Source organism: Shewanella sp. YLB-07, from assembly GCF_009377275.1.
Map to the genome: position 1 here is coordinate 63444 of NZ_VOQB01000002.1, position 19502 is coordinate 82945.

Sequence of the window (19502 nt, forward strand, 5' to 3'; positions counted from 1 at the left end):
AACCAAGAATACCAAGGCTAGGTATTTCTACAGTTAGCGCCTCTAGTGAGAGTGGTTATTATGACTACTGCCGGGCATCTGTTGTCCGTCACTGGTATAAAACCCTGAGCTGCCGTGTTGAATGAATCCTTGAGTGATCATCTTGGCGATAAAGGGATCTGACTCGCTGTCGCCCACATCGGCAAAATCGATATCTTTGTATCCCGCAGTCAAGATCTTAAAATCCGCAGGTGTGACCGACTTTACCTCGCTGAGTTGATAAGTCAGTCGTTGCTCCCCTCGACCCATAGTGAGGCGGTAGGGTAGCTCGAGTGATGTTGCCCACTGCAGGCTCACCTCTTGCCCTCCCTGTTCACCGCTAAAACTCTCAACTGTCAGACAAGTGTGATCGATGTCATCGGCTTGCTTAAGCTCAGAGCGTACTTCTGGTGAGACGAGATGAAAGACCTGTTCTAAATCGTAGCTGATATTGAGGGATAGCAGGTCGCCAGTGCGATAACTCACAGAGCGTTTATCCATTGGAAAGTAGCGAACATATTCGCCGTTACGCTGCCAAGCCTCGAAGGTTTGCGGCGACCTTTGGTAGATAACCGTATCTTGGTAGCGCGTCAGTTGCAGCTCATGACCCAGCTTGCTTGAGTCATCTCCCTTGAATATCACATAAGTTGCGCTGAGCTGGCTCGGTGATATCCCGTCGCATACCTGCTGTATCTTGTCAGGCTGCTCGACACTCAAGGCTGGCTGAATCTGCGTCGATTGACTCGCTGTTGATAGGTTAGCTGCAGTGGAATGACTCGCTGTCGAATGAGCCGACACTGTGTGAACGAAACCTATGAGTAGGGTGGCGCTCAGCAAAGAATACTTCATAACAACTCCTGTGCTTTGGATTGTTTGAATGAAGGCCGTCTAAGTCGTACCTATGGGTATAAGATTAGACGGCCAATAAACAGCGGCTTATAGAGCCGCTTCGGCTTTTACGACTAAGCTCGCGGCGTGGTTTATCACATGGAAAATATGGTTCTGCTCTACAGTCCCTTGCACTAAGTGCGCGCCGGGTCCACTGGCAAAAATTCCCACATCTTCTCCCGCATGGGTTTCAGACTCTAATGGCACTAAGGCTTCTTGATGGAATCCTGCGCTTTGTGTATCCACATAGTTGAGGTCGAAACGACCGGCTGCGATTGGTAGGCCATAGCGCTCATCTCCGCCAGTTTCCAAAGCTGCGTAGCCACGACCATTGGTGTAGCCCACCGTAGTGTAAGGCATGCCGTTGGCATCGGTTGAGTTAGTGACGGCCGAGATGCCGCTGGAATCATTGCCCTTTACTAGGCCCAGAATAGGATTGCCTCGAGTCGGGTAACCGGCAATGGTGAACACATGGCTGTGATCTGCGGTAACCACAAGCAGAGTATCCTTGCTCGAGGTCTTTTCCATGGCGACGCGCACGGCTTCAGACAGAGCAATTGTGTCGTGTAGCGCTCTTGCCGCATTGCCTGCATGGTGGGCATGGTCGATACGACCCGCTTCTATGATAAGCACGAAGCCTTTGTCATTCTTCTTGAGAATATCGATAGACTTGGCCGTCATTTCGGCAAGGGATGGCTCGCCAGTCGCGCCGTCTGTCGTACGGTCGTAGTCATATTCCATATGAGATGAATTAAACAGACCGAGGGCATGGTCTGTGGTTGCTGGATCCAATGCTAAGAAGCTGTCTCTGTCGGCAACATAAGCTGAGTTGGCATATTTAGCGGTCCACTCAGATGTTAAGTCACGGCCATCGAGTCGCTTACCACTCTTGCCTTCAGGATCTGTCATTGTATTAGGGATAAATGCGCGACGTCCGCCGCCCATCACCACGTTGATACCCGAGCCATAGCCGTAATCCAGCAGTTGAGCCGCGATATCTTTACAGCCGTTACTCACGGCTTCTACCGTCAGGTCCGCATCACTCTCCCAGTTGCGCTCCGGTGAATGGGCATAGGTCGCGGCAGGGGTTGCATGGGTGATACGGGCGGTAGATATCACCCCAGTGGACATGCCTGCAATAGAGGCAAGTTCGATGGAAGTCATTAGATCTTGTCCCTGAGTCGACGCACAATTTCCGCGAGTCACGCCTTCAGCCTGTGAAAGCACGCCAACATCGGTTTTAACTCCTGTGACCATGGCCGTCATGGTGCCGGCAGAATCAGGTGTCTGACCATCGACATTGTAGGTTTTAGCCAGACCAAGATAAGGCAAGGTCTCGAACGAAAGTGAGTTTTCCTCACCTGTCTTGCCTTTAAGTTGACCATCTAATATTCGCGCCGCCGTCACAGTTGAAACCCCCATGCCGTCACCGACGAAAAGGATAATGTTTTTAGCTGCGCCTGCTTGATTATTTACCTCTAGTTCACTGGCTTGAGTCACACGACGTTGGCCATCTATGTACCACTCATTGACTGCGGCCCAATCTTTACCGTCGCTGCCGTTATTGCCATCACTGCCATTGTTACCATCACTGCCGTTTGTGCCGTTGTCACCGTCGCTACCACACGCCGCCAAACCTAAAATTGCTGCCATCGACAGTACGAGAAATTTCTTATTCATGATTTGCTCCAGATGAGTACTGTTTGATTAGTATTTAGTGCCGCCAAGCGATTGCGCCTGGTTGATGATATGGAAGATCACATTCTGCTCGATAACACCTTGAGCCAGATGAGAGCCGGGGCCAGTTGCATGAAGGCTGATATCTTCACCCGCATGGGTTTCACTGCTTAATGGCACTAATGACTGTTGCATAAAATTTTTCTGCTCTGTATCGACTGATGAAAGATCATCACGCTGGCCGATAATGGCGCCGGGGCCATTGGTGTAGCCTAATGTAGTGTATGGCTTGCCATCGTCTGCTATGGCTAAGTCACCACCTACGTTATGGACCAGACCAAGAATGGGATTACCACGCTCCGGGTAACCGGCAATGGTGAATACATGGCTGTGATCTGCGGTGACCATGATTAAGGTGTCATCGGGGTTGGTATTTTCAAACGCGGCTTTTACCGCATTTGATAATTCTACCGTGTCCACTAGGGCGCGATGGGCATTACCCGCATGGTGAGCGTGATCGATTCGGCCCGACTCAACGATAAGCAAGTAGCCTTGCTCATTCTTGTTGAGGATCTCGATGGACTTGGTGGTCATCTCTGTGAGTGAGGGCTCACCTGCGGTGTCATCTAGACGGTCCGCCTCATATTCCATATGTGACGAATTAAACAGGCCAAGCAGATGATCTGTAGTGCTGGTATCTATGGCATCGAAACCTTCTTTATCCCACACATAGGCGGCATTGCTGAAGTTTTCTGTCCAGGCTTGAGTGAGATCCACACCATCACTGCGACGACCCGATTTATTCTCACCGTCGGTCACGGTATCAGGAATAAAATTGCGGCGGCCGCCTCCCAATGCCACACTCAAAGCGTCAGCCTCATCACGCATCACTAGCTGATACGCTATGTCTTTACATTCATTGGTTATTGCTTCTGTAGGTAAATTGCTATCGGCTTCCCAGCCTCGCTCTGGTGTTGCGGCATAAGTCGCAGCTGGTGTGGCGTGTGTGATACGAGCCGTACTGACAACGCCAGTAGATAGCCCCTTGGCATTGGCTAAGTCGACTAGGGTGATTAACTCGTTACCTTTAGATGATAAGCAGTTAGCGCGAAGGCTGGCATCTGAAACAGATAACACTCCGGCTTTAGACTTAACCCCGGTAGCCATGGCGGTCATAGTGCCAGCTGAATCCGGAGTCTGCTGGTTGGTGTTATAGGTTTTAACTAGGGCCGTGTGAGGAAACTGCTCGAAGCTAAGAAAGTTTTCTTCACCACCGTCATTGCCTTGGAGCTGCTGACCTTGATAGATGCGCGCCGCCGTGAGTGTCGAAATACCCATGCCGTCACCGACAAACAGAATGACATTTTTGGCTTGGGTCTTGTTCGTTTGCAGGGTTTTATCGTTGACAACTTGCGCACTGGTTTTGAACCATAGACTGTCAGTTTGCGTGGCAGGTAAAACTGCGGCGTTGGCCGCCATAGTCACTAAACTGCATGAAACGAGTGCAGCTACTTTTTTCATATTAATCACTATCATCACCCTTATTGTATTGAGGTATGTTGGGATTTCATTTTTAGACGCGACGATTGTCGGTGTTTTTCATGACAGAAATGGGTTGGGTATGTGTAGGTTTTGTGACTTTGTTGTGGGGCGACGAGGCTTTACTCTTTTCTTGCTGAGCTCAATCTGTTTGCTTACGGTGCAAACTACCGAGACTTACTCGATATTGGTGAGGTAGTTCCATTTAATATCTTATTAAGCTGTTGTTTATTAGCTAATTAAAAGTTGGCCCTCAACTTGCTACCTATTAATAGGTATTCAGTGTCATTCGAAATGAAGGCCTGTTACTGGCTCTGAATCTTTGTAGTCAGACATTGAAACTGATTAACTTTTGACTGTTAAGTTTTAAGAAGGGAGATATAAATGAAATATTACAGCCGTAGATTTATCAAACCTGAGCACCTAAATCCTGCTAATGCACTGTTTGGTGGCCAGCTGTTAAGTTGGATAGATGAGGAGGCGGCCATTTTTGCCGGGTGCCAGATGCACAGCCAGAGCATAGTGACTAAGATTATTTCGGAGATTAACTTCAGAACTCCTGCCAGGCAGGGAGATGTTATCGAGTTTGGACTAGAGATGGTCAGCGCTGGTTCTAGCTCGATAACCGTGCGCTGTGAGGTGAGAAACAAGGTGACCCGTCTACCTGTGGTCTACATAGATAAGATGGTGTTCGTGAATGTTAATGAGCAGGGCTTGCCAATTCCACATGGAATTCGTGCAAACGCAGCCTGACTCGAGGCCTGAAGAATTAAAGGACTAGGCATAGGCTTAGTCCTTTTTATTGTCAGTGTGTTAGGCTAGCGGCCAATTCATGCCTTCCGGTCTGTGCCTTGCTACTATGCCGGACAATAAAATCCTGTCAGCCCTATGAACACATTAACGCATTCCATTCGAAACCTGATGAGTCAATTGAGTCGGGAGTCCATAGGCCTTATCTGCTGTTGTATTGCGGCGGCCGCCTTCCTCATCTTCCCCGAGACGGCAATATCTTTGGTGGCCGGGGTAACGGGTTATGCTATCCACGAATTTGGCCTGGCTTTTATCATCATTCCCTCCCTATTTGTGATTTTATCTCTGGCCATCGCCTTGAGTCCTTGGGGTAAAATTAAGTTAGGTAAAGGTGCTAAACCCGAATTTGGCTTTGTCAGCTGGACCGCCATGTTATTTGCCGCAGGTATGGGGTCGGGACTTATTTTCTGGGGCGTGGCCGAGCCTATCGCCCATTATGCGCACCCCCCCGCATTTGTGTCTGTCGATAACATAGGTAAAGATAGTGCCCTAGCCTTGACCTATTTTCATTGGGGGCTACATGCCTGGAGCCTCTATGCTATTTCAGGTTTGGTGATGGCATGGTTTGCCTTCAATAAGTCCAGACCTATGACCATCTCGGCAAGCTTCACCGATAAACCAGAGTCAAGCCGGTATCAAGTATTCGATCTTCTGGCTGTGGTGGCGGTGATCTTCGGCGTGGCTGGAACCTTGGCCAATACCATAGCCTTAGTGGAAAGTGGCGTGGAGCAGAGCATAGGCTCAGATATTGGTGGACTGAGTTTTCGACTCGGTCTGCTAATGGCCATCACCTTAGCCTTTACCCTTTCATCTACCATGGGGCTGGATAAGGGCATCAAGCGGATGAGTCTGTTTAATCTGCTGTTGGTTGTCGTCATGCTGGTGGCGGTGTTAGCCTTGGTCGACCCTCTATCTGTCGCCAGTACTGTGGTGACTTCAACTCTGACTTATCTGCAACTCTTACCGTCTGTCTCTTTCTCTATTGATATGGATTCTCGACAATGGAGTGAAGGTTGGAGCATCATCTATTTTGTCTGGTGGATTGCCTGGGCACCTTTTGTCGGTCCCTTTATCGCTCGAATCAGTCGTGGTCGTACCATACGTCAATATCTGCTGTGCACCATACTCATACCCACTATGACCTCCATTGTCTGGTTCAGTACCTTCGGCGGCAGTGTATTCGAGATGAGTATCTTGCCTGATGTAGTACAGGCGACCAATACAGATTTTACCTTAGGCCTGTTCACTTTCTTCGATAACCTGGCTTTTGGAAAAATCCTGACCTACAGCGCCATCTTGCTTTTGATAACCTTTGTGATTACCAGTGCCGATTCGGCTATCTATGTCACTAGCATGATGACGGGGAGTCAGGCGGTGAAATCTAAGTTGATGTGGAGTCTGGTATTAGTTGCGATCACGGCGGCTCTGGTATTGAAAAATAATATCGACCTGAATAAGCAGATCGCGATTTTTGGTGCGCTCCCCTTTACGCTAATTTTACTCGCTCAGGCAGGCATCATGGTGAAAGAACTGATAAAACATAAGTCATAGATGTAAGTAGAACGGAATTAATTGAATTGGAATGATATTTTGTGTCCAGATTCCCCTTTTCGCTAATTTTACTCGCTCAGGCAGGCATCATGGTGAAAGAACTGATAAAACATAAGTCATAGATGTAAGTATAACGTAATGAGTTGAATCGGAACGATATTTTGTGTCTTGGCTTAAATTTCGGCCCACTCTATTTTTTCGGCGCTCTGAGCCATTTTCCGAATAGGATCATAGTCTCTGTCCTCGGTCGCGGAGAAATGTGAGATCTCAACCTTGTCCAATATACTTCGGCCGATAGGATCTTGGTGCATCTCCACTAAGAGATGTTTAATGCGTCGACGTAATTCAACCGGGACAAGCCTAGATATCATCCAGGGCGGGAAACTGCTGGGGCCAAGGGTGTCTATTACGCGCAGCTTTGAAGCGAGTTCTGGGCGTTTTATCATCTCTAATTCCAGTACCCAGCTATCGATAGCCGAAGCGTCGATCCGATTGTCTAAGATCATCTGTATCGAGTTCTGGTGGGCACCTGATTCGACAATCTTGCCAAAATATCGACAATCCTTACCCATCTTAGCCAGATGGTCACGCACGACATAAGTGCCAGAGTGGGACTGTGGTTCATTATAGGACCAACGCATGCCTTCGAGATCGGCAAACTTGCGTATTGGACTGTCTTTGTGCACCACCACATCAGAATAGTAGACGGCCCTATTGCGGTAACGCCTGCCCTTTAATACTGGTGTCGCCAGCAATTCAACTTGGGGAGCAGGTTTGTCTACCTTCCAGATATAGGGAAGGCCGCAGATCCAACATATTTCGATATCGCCGGCATCGAAGCCGAGCTCCCGCTCTTGCCAGGGGATATCCAGACAAGCTTCTATGTGGATATTTAATCTATTAGTCAGGTATTCGGCCAAAGATTTTACAAAATCATCGGCATTAGGGGCCATGCAGGAGGTGAGTTTCAATGTGTTCATTTTTCTATTTTGGCTGCGGTTTTAGTCTGGGTATGTAAACAGAGGGGTTAGGCCTCGATTCGATATACTTAGTTCTTTTTCTCATCTTCATCGCTTAAGTCTGCTTTAACCGATTTGACCGCATCACGAGAGGCGTGGCCTATGGCCTTAGTTGCATCTCTCGTTGCATGACCTATCTCAGTAGTGACTTCCTTGGTGGTTTGGCCGATAGTGCGTCCTGCATCTTGTAGGTCAGCGCAGCCAGTCAGTCCGATAAAAAGCACTAGAACCATCAGGGATAATTTCATTTTGAATACTCAAGGTTAGATGTCCGGGCTATTTTAGCGGTTTAAGGCCGTGGCCGAAAGAGAAACAAGCTTCTTGTTATGGACTAGGGGGCGCAGGTATTTTATCGGGAGTTTGGAAAATGCTTGGTTATTAAGTCTTAAAATGTGCACTGCCTCATAAAAGAGGCAGTTTAAATTAAGCATTTGGAGTTTTAGCCCACAGCTTCTATACCAATTGGCAGACTAGAGCTTAGCTAGTTTTTCATCAAGATCTGCTATCAAGTGCTGCATGATCTCTTGTACCGATGTATCTTTAGTCGACTCATCCATGAAGATCTTAAAGGTCACCAGCACATGACCATCGTCTTTAATTCGTTTGTTTTGCATCGAGAAATAAGCACTCTCGGCCTCAGCCTCTCTAACGACGAATCCATCCAGTTCGAAGATACGGTTACCTGAGCGGTCGTGCCATTTTGTGATTCGGCTTAATCCAATTTCGCAAGATTGATTAAATTCAACATGATTTTGCCATGTTGTTGGGTGTGCAGGATCTTTAACGTGTGGGCATCGAACGGTATAGTTGTATACATGTGAGATTGCTGTCATATATTACCTACTTGTTTGCGAGTACTAATGCCATCATAGACATTGCTTTTCTGATCGGTCAACTTTATTCGTCTTTATTCATATAAGTTTACTGTCTCTTCCTAACGAGAATAGTGAACTTGCTATAACTCTTTTTTAGCATGACTCAAACCCAGATAACCTTGTGCTAGATCTCACTTTTTAACTATTTATCACTCTTGTTTCGTCTTCGGTTAATAAAGCAACAGCTAATTGACTATTGGGCTGTGTGTTGTCGGGTCCTTTACTCCAAGAATGAATACCTATCAGTAAAGGTGATACTAACTAACTTCTGTATCTCATGTTTAAAGATGATAATCAGTAAATCATTTGCTTGATTCACAGACTATATATCCAAAATCTTTGGATACATATGTATTGCTATATGTTGTTCAATTTGCAAAGGAGGCAGTGAGTGAACACTTAGTGATGAATGAAATGTGATGCAAATGAAATAAAATTGTAAATAGCTATTAATGCCGCATTTATCTGCTTATAATTTCTCGATAAAAATTAAATTTCTATACTCTACCGGAGGCTTAAATGCTGGCCAGAACCGTTTCAATTTTTAAGTGGTGCGCTCTTTTCATCGCCACAGTGCAACTCACGGCTTGTGGAGAGGCTCCGGCGCCTCAAGCCCCAATGCTTCCTAGTGTGATAGTCAATACGGCTAATACCAAAGAAATTCAGTCAAAGTCTGAGATAGTAGGACGTACCAGGGCATCTGAAGATGTCACCATCAAGTCTCAAATCCAGGGTCAATTACTCAAGCGTGCGTTTATTGAGGGGGATGACGTTAGTGCCGGCGATCTGTTATTTGAGATCGACCCTGCCAATTATATTTCCGAGTTAGCTCAGCAAAAAGCGGTGCTTAAGCAGGCACTAGCATCGAGAGATGTGGCGGTAATGAATTGGGAACGTGGCAGAAGACTGCTTCCCGATGGAATGATCAGTGCTCAAGATATGGATGAGTTAACTTCACGTAAGCTCACCACTGCAGCAGGTGTGGTACAAGCCGAAGCCGCCGTGCAAGGGGCCGAGTTACAACTTAGTTACACCAAGGTCTACGCACCTATTTCCGGTCGTATCAGTAATGCTAAGGTCAGTACCGGAGACATAATTACGCCAAATTCAGAGATGGCGAACCTGGTTCAGCTGCAACCTATGTGGGTTAACTTTCAGGTTGCAGAGAAGACGCTTATCTCTGCACGGCAGAATTTCTCACAGGCGGCAAAACATGAGGTGAAGATCTCAGATATCGTGATAAGCCTGCGTCTGCCTAATGGCAGCATGTTTAACGAGACGGGTTATATCGATTTCATCAGTAATAAAGTCGATGCAGCGACGGGAACCTTACCCATCAGAGCAACTTTCAAGAACGATGTTAAGTTAATGCTGCCAGGCCTGTTTGTGACTCTGATAATCGAATCCCCCATCAAAGAGAAAGCCTTACTCATTCCTCAAGCCGCAGTACAGGAAGATCAGCAGGGACGTTTCGTCATGGTGCTCAATGATCAAGATGAAGTAGAAAAGCGCATCGTCGAGCTTGGTGAGCGTTTCGGTATCGACTGGCGTGTGCTTAGCGGTCTTGAAGATGGCGAGCGTATCGTAGTCGATGGCTTACAGAAGATCCGTCCGGGTATCAAGGTGAATGCTGTCGAACAAGAAATCGTGCCATTTCAAGATACTCAAGCTACACCCACTGCCAGCGATGCTAAGTAAAGTAGGACTAAATGTATATGAGTGAATTTTTTATTGGTGGCTCTAAAATTAGCCTAAGTTTGCCTTTGTCACTGGCTAACAGGGAAATGTCATGATTAGTGAATTTTTTATTGGCTTGGCCCTAAGTTTGCCTTTGCCCACATCAAATGTTTGCCTTTGCCCACATCAAATGTTTGCCTTGAAGATGGCAGGGGGATGTCATGATTAGTGAATTTTTTATCAACAGACCAAAGTTTGCCTTCGTCATTTCGACGGTACTGACACTTGTTGGCCTGATCTCTATTCCGATCTTGTCTGTGTCAGAATTTCCTGAGATAGCACCACCTCAGATTAATGTGTCGACCAGTTATTCCGGTGCTAGCGCCAATATCGTCAGAGACACCATAGCTCAGCCATTGGAAGCGGAAGTGAACGGCGTCGAAGACATGCTCTATATGGAGTCTAAGAGCGCCAACGATGGTAGCTACTCCTTGAGTGTGACATTCGATGTGGGTACCGATGCCGACATGGCTCAGGTGAAAGTACAGAACCGAGTGCAGCAGGCCATGCCTAGGCTACCTGCTGAGGTTCAGCGCCAGGGCGTAAAGGTTGAGAAACAGAGCCCGAATATCTTGATGGTGGTGAATCTGGTGTCCCCCAATGAGACGTTCGATTCTCTGTTTATCACCAACTATGCCGGACTCAATATTACCGACTCTTTAGCGCGTCAAAATGGTGTGTCTAAAGTTCAGGTGATCGGAGCGCTGGACTACGCCATTCGTATCTGGCTGAACCCGGATAAGATGGCCAGTCTTGGGGTAACGGCATCGGACGTCATAGCCTCACTACAGGAGCAAAACATTCAGGTAGCGGCGGGTCGTATCGGCGCCGCCCCAGTGGATCCGGAGCAGCAGTTCCAATACACATTGCAAACCAAGGGACGTTTGAAGGATCCCCAAGAATTTCGTGAGGTGATGATCCGCGCCAACAATGATGGATCTAAAGTTATCGTCGGTGATGTAGCTCGTGTTGAGCTTGGTTCTCAGACTTATGATGCCCAAGGCCGACTGAACAATAAACCTTCTGCCATCATTGCCGTCTATCAATCACCCGATGCGAATGCATTAGAGGTTGGTGCGGCAATTAAGGCCGAGATGGACAAATTGTCGAAGCAGTTTCCTAGAGACCTGGAATATGAAGTTCTCTATGACACCACAGAGTTTGTCGAAACTTCGATCAAGGAGGTAGTGCAAACGCTGTTTATCTCCATTGCACTCGTGGTCTTAGTGGTGTTTATCTTTCTGCAGGATGTACGCTCGACTCTGGTACCTGCTATCGCGATCCCAGTGTCTCTTATCGGCACATTTGCCTTCTTGCTGGTTTTTGGCATGAGCATCAATACGGTATCTCTGTTCGCCCTGATCTTGGCTATCGGTATTGTGGTCGATGATGCGATTGTGGTGGTGGAGAACGTCACTCGCTTGATGGAAGATGAGGGATTGTCACCGAAAGAAGCGACATCTAAAGCGATGAAAGAGGTCACAGGGCCTATTATTGCGACCACCTTAGTATTACTGGCGGTGTTTGCCCCTACGGCTGTGATGCCTGGGATCACGGGTCAGATGTACGCCCAGTTCTCTGTGACTATATGTATCTCGGTACTTATTTCATCGATCAATGCCCTGACATTAAGCCCGGCTCTGTGTGCTTCCCTTCTTAGACGGCCAAAGAAGCATACTAAAGGCTTTCATGCCACCTTCAATAAACATTTTGAGCGTGTGACTGGCAAGTACATGAAGTTGGTTTCATCCCTGACTCGTAAGCTTTCCTTAGTCTTAGTTGTGTATGTAGGCCTGCTCGCCGTAACGGGAGGCGTAGCTAATATCTTGCCTTCAGGTTTCGTGCCAATGGAAGATAAGAAGGCCTTCATGGTGGATATTCAGCTACCGGATGGTGCGTCACTTAACCGTACCGAAGAGGTGATGAGAGACCTTGTTGAATTAACATTAGCCGAGCCTGGGGTCGAGAATGTGATCCATGCCAGTGGTTTTAGTATCCTATCCGGTTCGGTTGCCTCCAATGGTGGTTTGATGATCGTGACACTTTCCAGCTGGGAGGAGCGAGATACTCCCGACATGGTGGAAGCGGCGATAGTGACCAAGTTGCAGGCCAAGTATGCGGCTAATCCTTCGGTGAAAGCCATGGCATTCTCATTGCCACCAATTCCTGGTGTGGGTAGTGTCGGTGGTTTCGAATTTGTGTTGCAGGATACTCAGGGACGAACGCCTCAGGAGCTAGCTTCTGTGATGCGAGCCTTGATCATGAAAGCCAATGAACAGCCTGAAATTGCCATGTCATTCAGTAATTTCCGTGCCGATGTGCCGCAGATGTATGTGGATGTAGACAGAGACAAGGCCAAGGCGTTAGGTATCTCCCTTAACGAAATTTTCTCAACCATGCAGACCATGCTGGGTTCCATGTACGTCAACGATTTCAACCGTTACGGCAAGGTATTTAGGGTGATCTTGCAGGCCGAAGGAGAATTTCGTAATTCTGATCAAGATATCTCGCGTTTCTATGTCCGCTCTAACACCGGGGAGATGATCCCTCTGAGTACACTGGTGACAGTGACTCCGATATTGGGTCCTGATGTGATGACCTCATATAACATGTTTAGCTCGACCACCATCAATGGTTTCCCCGCAGCAGGTTTCAGCTCGGGTGACGCCATTACCGCCATGGAGCGTGCGGCTAATGAGACTCTGCCTACGGGTTATACCTTCGAATGGACAGGTCAGACTTACCAAGAGATCAAGGCGGGTAACTTAGCGCCCTTGATTTTTGCCCTGGCGTTGGTGTTTACCTATCTGTTCTTAGTGGCTCAGTATGAGAGCTGGACTATACCTTTCGCGGTTATTCTGGCCGTGCCAATTGCGATATTGGGGGCCTTCCTCAATATCTGGTTGATGGGCTCAGACTTGAACCTTTATGCACAGATAGGTCTGGTGCTCTTGATTGGGCTGGCGTGTAAGAATGCCATCTTGATCGTGGAGTTTGCTAAGCAGCTGCGTGAAGAGGGCAAGAGTATTCTCGAGGCAGGTGAGACGGCTGCAAAATTGAGATTCCGTGCGGTATTGATGACCGCTTTCTCCTTCTTGCTCGGGGTCTTACCTCTGATTATCGCCACAGGTGCTGGTGCGGGAAGTCGACGTGCCTTGGGTTATTCGGTATTTGGCGGTATGTTAGCGGCCACTATCGTAGGAACCCTATTAGTTCCTGTCTTTTATGTGATGATGCAAACGATGCGGGAGAAGTTTAAAGCTAAGGCTAAGGCCGAATAGGCTAAGTCTAAGTTTAAACGGCAACAAGATAAGCCAACAGGCTCGGGACTCAAATCCTGAGCCTTTTTTTGTGGGCCCGCATATGCGGTTAGGGTGATTAATTGATGATTTAGAGCTACTTTTAATAGACGGTACTAATGCCTAGGTGATGCGTATGCACATGCAAATGACCTTACAGCTGTTAGTATTTTTTGTGGTAGCGATAATATTAGGGATCTTGTTACGCAGGCTATTGAAAAATACGGCAATTCCATACTCTGTGGCCCTATTAGTCTTAGGAATGTTGATTGGCTCTGTGTTGGATTATGAAGTTCATAGCCCCTTCCTGCACGAACTTAAATCATCCTTTCTGCTTGCTAGTCAGTTAGACGCTAACCTTATCATGTTTATTTTTTTACCGGCTCTGGTATTCGAGTCGGCTTTCTCGTTAGAAGTTCATCTGTTTAAGCGTATGTTTTCCCAGATCGCCCTGTTGGCGATCCCGGGAATGGTGCTCTGCACTGGGATCACAGCCTTGTTAAGTCTCAGCGTTCTACCTTGGCACTGGTCGGTGGGAACAGCCTTGATGTTTGGTGCGATTGTCAGCGCTACGGATCCGGTTGCTGTGGTGTCCTTGCTAAAAGAGATGTGCTCAAGAGCCCGGCTGCAAACGCTGATCGAAGGGGAGTCATTACTCAATGATGGTACCGCCATCGTCTTGTTTACCTTATTTTTGGGGCTAGCGACTCAGGCACAGGCCGAGTTGAGTTTCATGCACGTGATAGGTGAATTTACTCGGGTCGTTAGTATAGGTGTGCTTATCGGTGCCGTTGTCGCGGCAATCAGCCTGATGTTTATCGGCTCCTTATTTAATGACAGCCTAATAGAGATCGCACTGACGCTGGTCTTGCCCTATCTGGTATTTTATCTGTCTGAGCATGTATTTCACGCATCGGGTGTGGTGAGTGTGGTCACACTGGCACTCATATACGCAGGCCCTGGTCGAACGCGTTTCTCCCCCGAAGTGATGGAGCACCTGCATCACTTCTGGCATACCTTATCTTATCTATTTAACACCTTGATATTTATCTTAGTGGGTCTGGTTATATCGACTCGACTCGGACTCGCCGATCTCGCTAATTGGCAATACTTAGCGGTGATCTTTGCCGGAATACTGGTCATCAGGACCATGGTGATCGTCGGTTTTATGCCGATCTTAGCCAGAATAGGCATAGGTTTGACCAAGGAGAAATCAATCGTCTTGATATGGGGGGGCTTGCGGGGGGCTGTTTCATTAGCATTAGCCTTAATCGTGGCGACGAATGAATCTTTAGACATTCAGCTACGGGATCAGGTGCTGTTTCTCACAGCGGGTATAGTGGTCCTCACCATAGTGGTCAACGGCTCGAGTATGCGTTTTGTGATGGCAAAACTTGGGCTGGACAAGCTGCCGAAGGCCAAGCAGAAGACCTTTGCTAAGGTGCAGCATAAGATCTCCGATGAAATAGCCAAGGTAAGGGAGAGCCTTAAACAAGATGAACATCTGAAGGCGGTTAATTGGTCGATGGTCGATCGCAATATTATCACCGTAGCGACGCCCTATAAGGAGGAAGAAAGCATAGATACTCAGGTGGAGTATCAAAGAAAGCTACTGGAATCTGAGCGACAATTTTATTGGAATCAATTTGCTAAGGGTCTCCTTAGCCAAGATGCAACCCACATCTTAATCGGCGCAATAGAGAAGGCGCTAGATGGGACGCCGCAGATTTGGCCCAGACCGTCCATTACCAAGCATTGGCATATTCCTAAATGGGCGAATCAGTGTGCAAAAATGCCGATAATAGGAGGCTATGCACGGGCCGCGAGTTACAAGCAGCATGTCATTACCTTCGAGAGTGCCAGAGGCTTGTATGAGGCGAGTGCTTATATTCTTGAACTCGCTCCTAGCTTGTCTTTAGAGGCTGTTCAGCTGGAAAAAGTATTGCAGCAAGTCAGCCTGGTTAATCAATTTGCCGATAAAACCTTAAATGATTTTCGTAAGGACTCGCCCCATCTGGTTGAGCGGGTAGAGTCCTATCTGGCCTTAAGGATATTGCTCAATACAGAACGTAAAAAGATCCAGGAGTTGACCCATGAAGGCATGATCTCGGAAGTCGATGCCGAGAAGCTTATCGAAGAGGTAGAGCTCAAGATGCATGAGAGCAAGAAACTGAATCAGCTAGTCTGAACCTTATTATTTCAGTGTATTAGCCCGTAAAAATAAGCAAGGCCCGCTCACTTAAAAAGTGAGCGGGCCTTGCAGTTTGCTGATTCTTTGCAGGGAAAAAGCTAACTTTCACCACTCTATAACAAGTGTATAAGCCTTTGCTAGAGATAAGTCACAAATTTACCATCTCGAATAATCAATCTCACCTATTTACAATGGCACTGAATGTTTATCATACGTGTCATCTTGTATCTGACCGTTTTTCGCAATAAAAAGCCCATCCGGAGATAGGCTTATAAATGACTGACTGCTTACGAGCCAATCACTCTCGCATTAGAGCGCATTGGTGAAGATCTGGCAGATCTCTGCGTGTGTTGCTTGCTTAGGGTTGGTAAAGCCACATGCATCCTTCAGAGCGTTATCAGCCAATGTTGGGATATCTTTGGCTTTGACACCCAGTTTAGTCAAATTCTCTGGGATTTTAACCGCTGTAGCCAGTGTTTTAATGGCTTCAATTGCTGCTGTCGCACCTTGCTCATCACTCATGGCTGATACATCTACGCCCATTGCCTTAGCTACGTCTTTTAGGCGCGGCGCGGCAACTTGTGCATTGTACTGTTGAACATGGGGTAGCAAGAGGGCATTACAAACCCCGTGTGGTAGATCGTAGAAGCCGCCTAGCTGGTGAGCCATGGCATGCACATAACCTAAACTGGCGTTATTGAATGCCATTCCAGCCAGGAACTGGGCATAAGCCATCTGGTCACGGGCATCGATATTTTGACCATTATCGACCGCCTCGATCAGGTTAGCCTTTATCAGTTCTATTGCCTTGATGGCGCAGGCATCTGTGATTGGGTTTGCGGCAATAGACACATAGGCTTCGATGGCGTGAGTAAGTGCATCCATACCGGTTGCCGCAGTGAGTCCAGCAGGTTTCGCCAGCATCAACTCTGGGTCATTGACAGATAAGATAGGAGTCGTGTGTTTATCCACGATTGCCATCTTAATATGACGGGCCTCATCTGTGATGATACAGAAACGTGTCATCTCACTCGCCGTGCCAGCTGTGGTATTGATGGCAACCAGTGGAAGTTGTGGCTTGGCGGACATATCCAGACCTTCGTAGTCCTTGATGCTGCCACCATTAGTCGCAACGAGGGCGATACCTTTGGCACAATCATGTGGAGAGCCACCACCGAGAGAGACGACAAAGTCACAGTCATTACTTCTGAGTAGCTCAAGACCCGCTTCGACATTGCCGCAAGTTGGGTTTGGTTGTACGCCATCGAAGATGGTTGTCACGATACCGGCGGCGCCTAACTTCTCTGCGACCTGACCGACTAAGCCAATCTCTACTAAGGGTTTATCGGTAACAATGAGTGCGCGTTGAAAACCTAAGGTCTTGATATCACCTATGGCATCGTCGACGGCATCTTTGCCTAACACATTGACAGATGGGATATAAAATTTAGCAGCCATAAAATCACCTTTATGCTCGAATGTTAAAAGTTGTTATCATTTCTGGTTACCAAATTACCAATCTTAAACAGGGAAAGGTGTGATCTGACTCTAAAAAGTGGATTAGACAGGGGAAGGAGTGTTACAAACTTAGATCTGGGCAACTAAATCTGTAAATTTATGACAAAGGTGGTGAATTAGTCTGTCTGTGATTACATCGATAAAGGAGAAAGGCTTACACGGTGAACTTATTGAGCAGCAACTGCCGCTGTTTTACTTCTTCGATAAGTTGAATATTAGACTCTATCTGGTTCTCTGAGAACTTTTCCCGCTAAGCCAGTTGCTTATCCCTGCCGCGAGTAAAGAAGCATTATCTTCGATAGAGGCTTGGGTTTTTCCTCTAAGGTGTTCTTACACGGCGATATCGGTAGATATTGAAAGTAAGGAAACTAGGATCAAGATGACGACGCCAGAGGCAACAGAAAATGTTGTTCTGATTTTCATTGTATCGATTCCTAGTTGAGCAGGGTGGGTGTAAACGAATATAAATAAGCTGATAACCTCTAGGTTTTATGTTCAAAAGTATAGTCTATACTTTTTCTATCGCCTGCTTACGTGGTTAGGTTTTATGCGAAGTATATTTCTGATTATCCTTATCTTAACGTTTTTCTCTGTGATCACCTCTAATGCGGTAGCTGCAGATTCAGACAGTAGCTTAGAGATGTTGAAGCAGCAAATAGAGCAACTTCAGCAACAAGTGTTAGCGCTTGAGAAGGCCCAGCAAGCCCAAGAGGCTGAAAAAGCCAAGCAAGCTAGTATGAAGCAAGTAACAAAAGTTGAAGAGGCCGAGCCTTCCACCATGCCTGAGAAGCCACTCAATAATACATTAAGTGTCTATGCCACCATGCGACCCACTCTCGGCTATTTTGATGAAGATGCTGAAACCTTCTGGGATGTTCGGGATGCACTTTCCCGTGCAGGGATAAAAGCAACCAATGAGTTTATGCCGGGTTGGACTGCAGAGTTACATGGTGAGTGGGGGATTGATATCTCCAATAATGGCGACTTTGGCACAGCCAGGAAAGCCTATGTCGCAGTCGGTGGTCCTTATGGCCGAGTCGCTGTGGGAAAACAGAGACCGCCACAATACCTGTTAATCGCCGAGTATGTGGATATTTTCAATCATGCAAATAGTCCTTTCTCTTATGATGCAGAAGGTATTTTCTTTGTCAACAATATGGTCACATATCGACTTCAAACCGGTGGATTTAGCTGGCTCGCTGCATCTCAATTTGATGGTGAAAGCGGCAGTAATGGTGCCGATCTGGTTAACCTAGGTTTAGGTTACGACCAAAGTGGCTTTCATGGTGCTGTGACCTATCTAATGCAAGATAGTATCGAGGGTAATTTCACAACGGGAGAAGATGAAGTCTGGGCGGTATCTTTAGCTCAAGATTTTAATAATGGATTATATTTAGCCGCTGCCTATCAAGATAAAAGTTACCAAAGGGATGCCATTTCTAAAGACCGTAGTGGTCACACTCTCGATGTCTCCACGGCTTATCGAATTAGCGAGCAGTTCAGAGTGAAGCTAGGCTATTTTGATTTTGACGATGGTCGAGGAGCACTGTTGAGTCAAAGGTATGATGGTTATAACACCACTCTGGAGTGGCAACCAGATGATAGCTTACGTTTTCACCTTGAGTATCTAGCCAAAGATTATGATTACCTAAATGACTTTGACTCATGGAGTATAGGTTTTAGATATGATTTTTCTAAAGACTGGCAGTTTTAACGTCTGCTTAAAATAAATAATTATCTACTCGCTATATTAAAAGTAAGCGGTTTTATGGCTAAAGTATTATTAAGTTTATATCTAGATTGTTCGACTAATGGCTAGTATTAATATATAGCGTTATCTATTAAGGGGGCGCTACTTCATATAAAATGGTTATACTCCCATCCCTCTTTTAATTATAAGCCTTATTTTTATTGGTTCTGTGTTGTAAGTGGTATTGTTTTTTGTAATGAAAAGAGTTTTCTCATCTTATTTAGGTGTGAGTTCATATATATTTAATTATAAGCTTATAGCTTAAGTAAATATAAGACTAACTTAATCCTTATTCAGTATTAGCACTGAAATTAATTTCCACCTTCGATTTTTCTTGATGCTTTACCTTGTAAGATTTTGATTTTAATTGTGTTGCTCAAGTATTTCTTCGCTGTTTAATCTTGTCCCTTCTAAATTTAAAATGTATTTTCGTAATTTTATTACAGAAATACATTGACTTGGTTTAATAATGATAATAAAAATAGCCTATGAATTTTATTTATTGGTCAATGCTCTTTATGTGTACTTTGATTCTGAATTTGTTTTTCTATTTATTGCCGGGTGATTTGTTTTTAGAGTGCTTTTTATAATATGTAAATAGTAGTTGTCTACTATTTACATATTATAAGT

The 19502-nt window shown here is 46.3% G+C and carries 13 protein-coding genes; 6 read left to right on the forward strand and 7 right to left on the reverse strand.

Annotated elements, in window-relative coordinates; translation table 11 throughout:
* Nucleotides 1-42: 42 nt before the first annotated feature.
* The 3 genes from FS373_RS04340 to FS373_RS04350 form a co-directional block, all read right to left on the reverse strand.
* On the reverse strand, nt 43-867 hold the full coding sequence (locus tag FS373_RS04340) for a hypothetical protein (protein WP_152828834.1): 825 nt from the start codon (nt 865-867) through the stop codon (nt 43-45).
* Between the two features lie 87 nt (nt 868-954).
* Complete coding sequence (locus FS373_RS04345; RefSeq protein ID WP_144047625.1) at nt 955-2586, reverse strand: alkaline phosphatase; 1632 nt, start codon at nt 2584-2586, stop codon at nt 955-957.
* A gap of 27 nt (nt 2587-2613) precedes the next feature.
* Nucleotides 2614-4119: an alkaline phosphatase gene (locus tag FS373_RS04350; RefSeq protein ID WP_144047624.1), complete on the reverse strand. Its 1506-nt coding sequence runs from the start codon at nt 4117-4119 to the stop codon at nt 2614-2616.
* 387 nt (nt 4120-4506) lie between these two features.
* Between FS373_RS04350 and FS373_RS04355 the strand changes: the two genes are divergently transcribed.
* A complete protein-coding gene (locus FS373_RS04355) occupies nt 4507-4875 on the forward strand; it encodes an acyl-CoA thioesterase (RefSeq protein WP_152828835.1) in 369 nt (122 codons plus the stop codon).
* Nucleotides 4876-5010: 135 nt separating this feature from the next.
* Nucleotides 5011-6483 (forward strand): BCCT family transporter, encoded by a 1473-nt coding sequence (locus FS373_RS04360; RefSeq protein WP_227992484.1) that lies wholly within the window; start codon nt 5011-5013, stop codon nt 6481-6483.
* A gap of 173 nt (nt 6484-6656) precedes the next feature.
* On the opposite strand, the gene FS373_RS04365 is transcribed toward FS373_RS04360, so the two are convergent.
* The 3 genes from FS373_RS04365 to FS373_RS04375 all read right to left on the reverse strand — a co-directional run bounded on the left by FS373_RS04365 (nt 6657) and on the right by FS373_RS04375 (nt 8335).
* The gene (locus FS373_RS04365; protein WP_144047622.1) at nt 6657-7463 is read right to left on the reverse strand and encodes a phosphate/phosphite/phosphonate ABC transporter substrate-binding protein; all 807 of its coding nucleotides are present in this window, start codon (nt 7461-7463) and stop codon (nt 6657-6659) included.
* 68 nt (nt 7464-7531) lie between these two features.
* The gene (locus FS373_RS04370) at nt 7532-7750 is read right to left on the reverse strand and encodes a hypothetical protein (protein ID WP_144047621.1); all 219 of its coding nucleotides are present in this window, start codon (nt 7748-7750) and stop codon (nt 7532-7534) included.
* Nucleotides 7751-7972: 222 nt separating this feature from the next.
* On the reverse strand, nt 7973-8335 hold the full coding sequence (locus tag FS373_RS04375; protein ID WP_144047620.1) for a cytoplasmic protein: 363 nt from the start codon (nt 8333-8335) through the stop codon (nt 7973-7975).
* Between the two features lie 561 nt (nt 8336-8896).
* Between FS373_RS04375 and FS373_RS04380 the strand changes: the two genes are divergently transcribed.
* The 3 genes from FS373_RS04380 (at nt 8897) to FS373_RS04390 (ending at nt 15601) form a co-directional block, all read left to right on the forward strand.
* Complete coding sequence (locus FS373_RS04380) at nt 8897-10075, forward strand: efflux RND transporter periplasmic adaptor subunit (RefSeq protein WP_144047619.1); 1179 nt, start codon at nt 8897-8899, stop codon at nt 10073-10075.
* A 200-nt stretch (nt 10076-10275) separates the two neighbouring features.
* The gene (locus tag FS373_RS04385; protein ID WP_144047618.1) at nt 10276-13395 is read left to right on the forward strand and encodes an efflux RND transporter permease subunit; all 3120 of its coding nucleotides are present in this window, start codon (nt 10276-10278) and stop codon (nt 13393-13395) included.
* Between the two features lie 154 nt (nt 13396-13549).
* Nucleotides 13550-15601 (forward strand): cation:proton antiporter, encoded by a 2052-nt coding sequence (locus tag FS373_RS04390; RefSeq protein WP_152828836.1) that lies wholly within the window; start codon nt 13550-13552, stop codon nt 15599-15601.
* 312 nt (nt 15602-15913) lie between these two features.
* Here FS373_RS04390 and yiaY read toward each other — a convergent pair whose 3' ends face one another.
* The gene (yiaY, locus tag FS373_RS04395) at nt 15914-17062 is read right to left on the reverse strand and encodes an L-threonine dehydrogenase (RefSeq protein ID WP_144047617.1); all 1149 of its coding nucleotides are present in this window, start codon (nt 17060-17062) and stop codon (nt 15914-15916) included.
* A 607-nt stretch (nt 17063-17669) separates the two neighbouring features.
* Between yiaY and FS373_RS04400 the strand changes: the two genes are divergently transcribed.
* Nucleotides 17670-18836, forward strand: a complete 1167-nt coding sequence (locus tag FS373_RS04400; RefSeq protein WP_144047616.1) for a porin — start codon at nt 17670-17672, stop codon at nt 18834-18836.
* Nucleotides 18837-19502: the final 666 nt, after the last annotated feature.

Bases quoted from the DNA above. Each gene is read 5' to 3' on its own strand.
- FS373_RS04340 (WP_152828834.1), bottom strand. From the start codon at position 867: ATGAAGTATTCTTTGCTGAGCGCCACCCTACTCATAGGTTTCGTTCAC.
- FS373_RS04345 (WP_144047625.1), bottom strand. From the start codon at position 2,586: ATGAATAAGAAATTTCTCGTACTGTCGATGGCAGCAATTTTAGGTTTG.
- FS373_RS04350 (WP_144047624.1), bottom strand. From the start codon at position 4,119: ATGATAGTGATTAATATGAAAAAAGTAGCTGCACTCGTTTCATGCAGT.
- FS373_RS04355 (WP_152828835.1), top strand. From the start codon at position 4,507: ATGAAATATTACAGCCGTAGATTTATCAAACCTGAGCACCTAAATCCT.
- FS373_RS04360 (WP_227992484.1), top strand. From the start codon at position 5,011: ATGAACACATTAACGCATTCCATTCGAAACCTGATGAGTCAATTGAGT.
- FS373_RS04365 (WP_144047622.1), bottom strand. From the start codon at position 7,463: ATGAACACATTGAAACTCACCTCCTGCATGGCCCCTAATGCCGATGAT.
- FS373_RS04370 (WP_144047621.1), bottom strand. From the start codon at position 7,750: ATGAAATTATCCCTGATGGTTCTAGTGCTTTTTATCGGACTGACTGGC.
- FS373_RS04375 (WP_144047620.1), bottom strand. From the start codon at position 8,335: ATGACAGCAATCTCACATGTATACAACTATACCGTTCGATGCCCACAC.
- FS373_RS04380 (WP_144047619.1), top strand. From the start codon at position 8,897: ATGCTGGCCAGAACCGTTTCAATTTTTAAGTGGTGCGCTCTTTTCATC.
- FS373_RS04385 (WP_144047618.1), top strand. From the start codon at position 10,276: ATGATTAGTGAATTTTTTATCAACAGACCAAAGTTTGCCTTCGTCATT.
- FS373_RS04390 (WP_152828836.1), top strand. From the start codon at position 13,550: ATGCACATGCAAATGACCTTACAGCTGTTAGTATTTTTTGTGGTAGCG.
- yiaY (WP_144047617.1), bottom strand. From the start codon at position 17,062: ATGGCTGCTAAATTTTATATCCCATCTGTCAATGTGTTAGGCAAAGAT.
- FS373_RS04400 (WP_144047616.1), top strand. From the start codon at position 17,670: ATGCGAAGTATATTTCTGATTATCCTTATCTTAACGTTTTTCTCTGTG.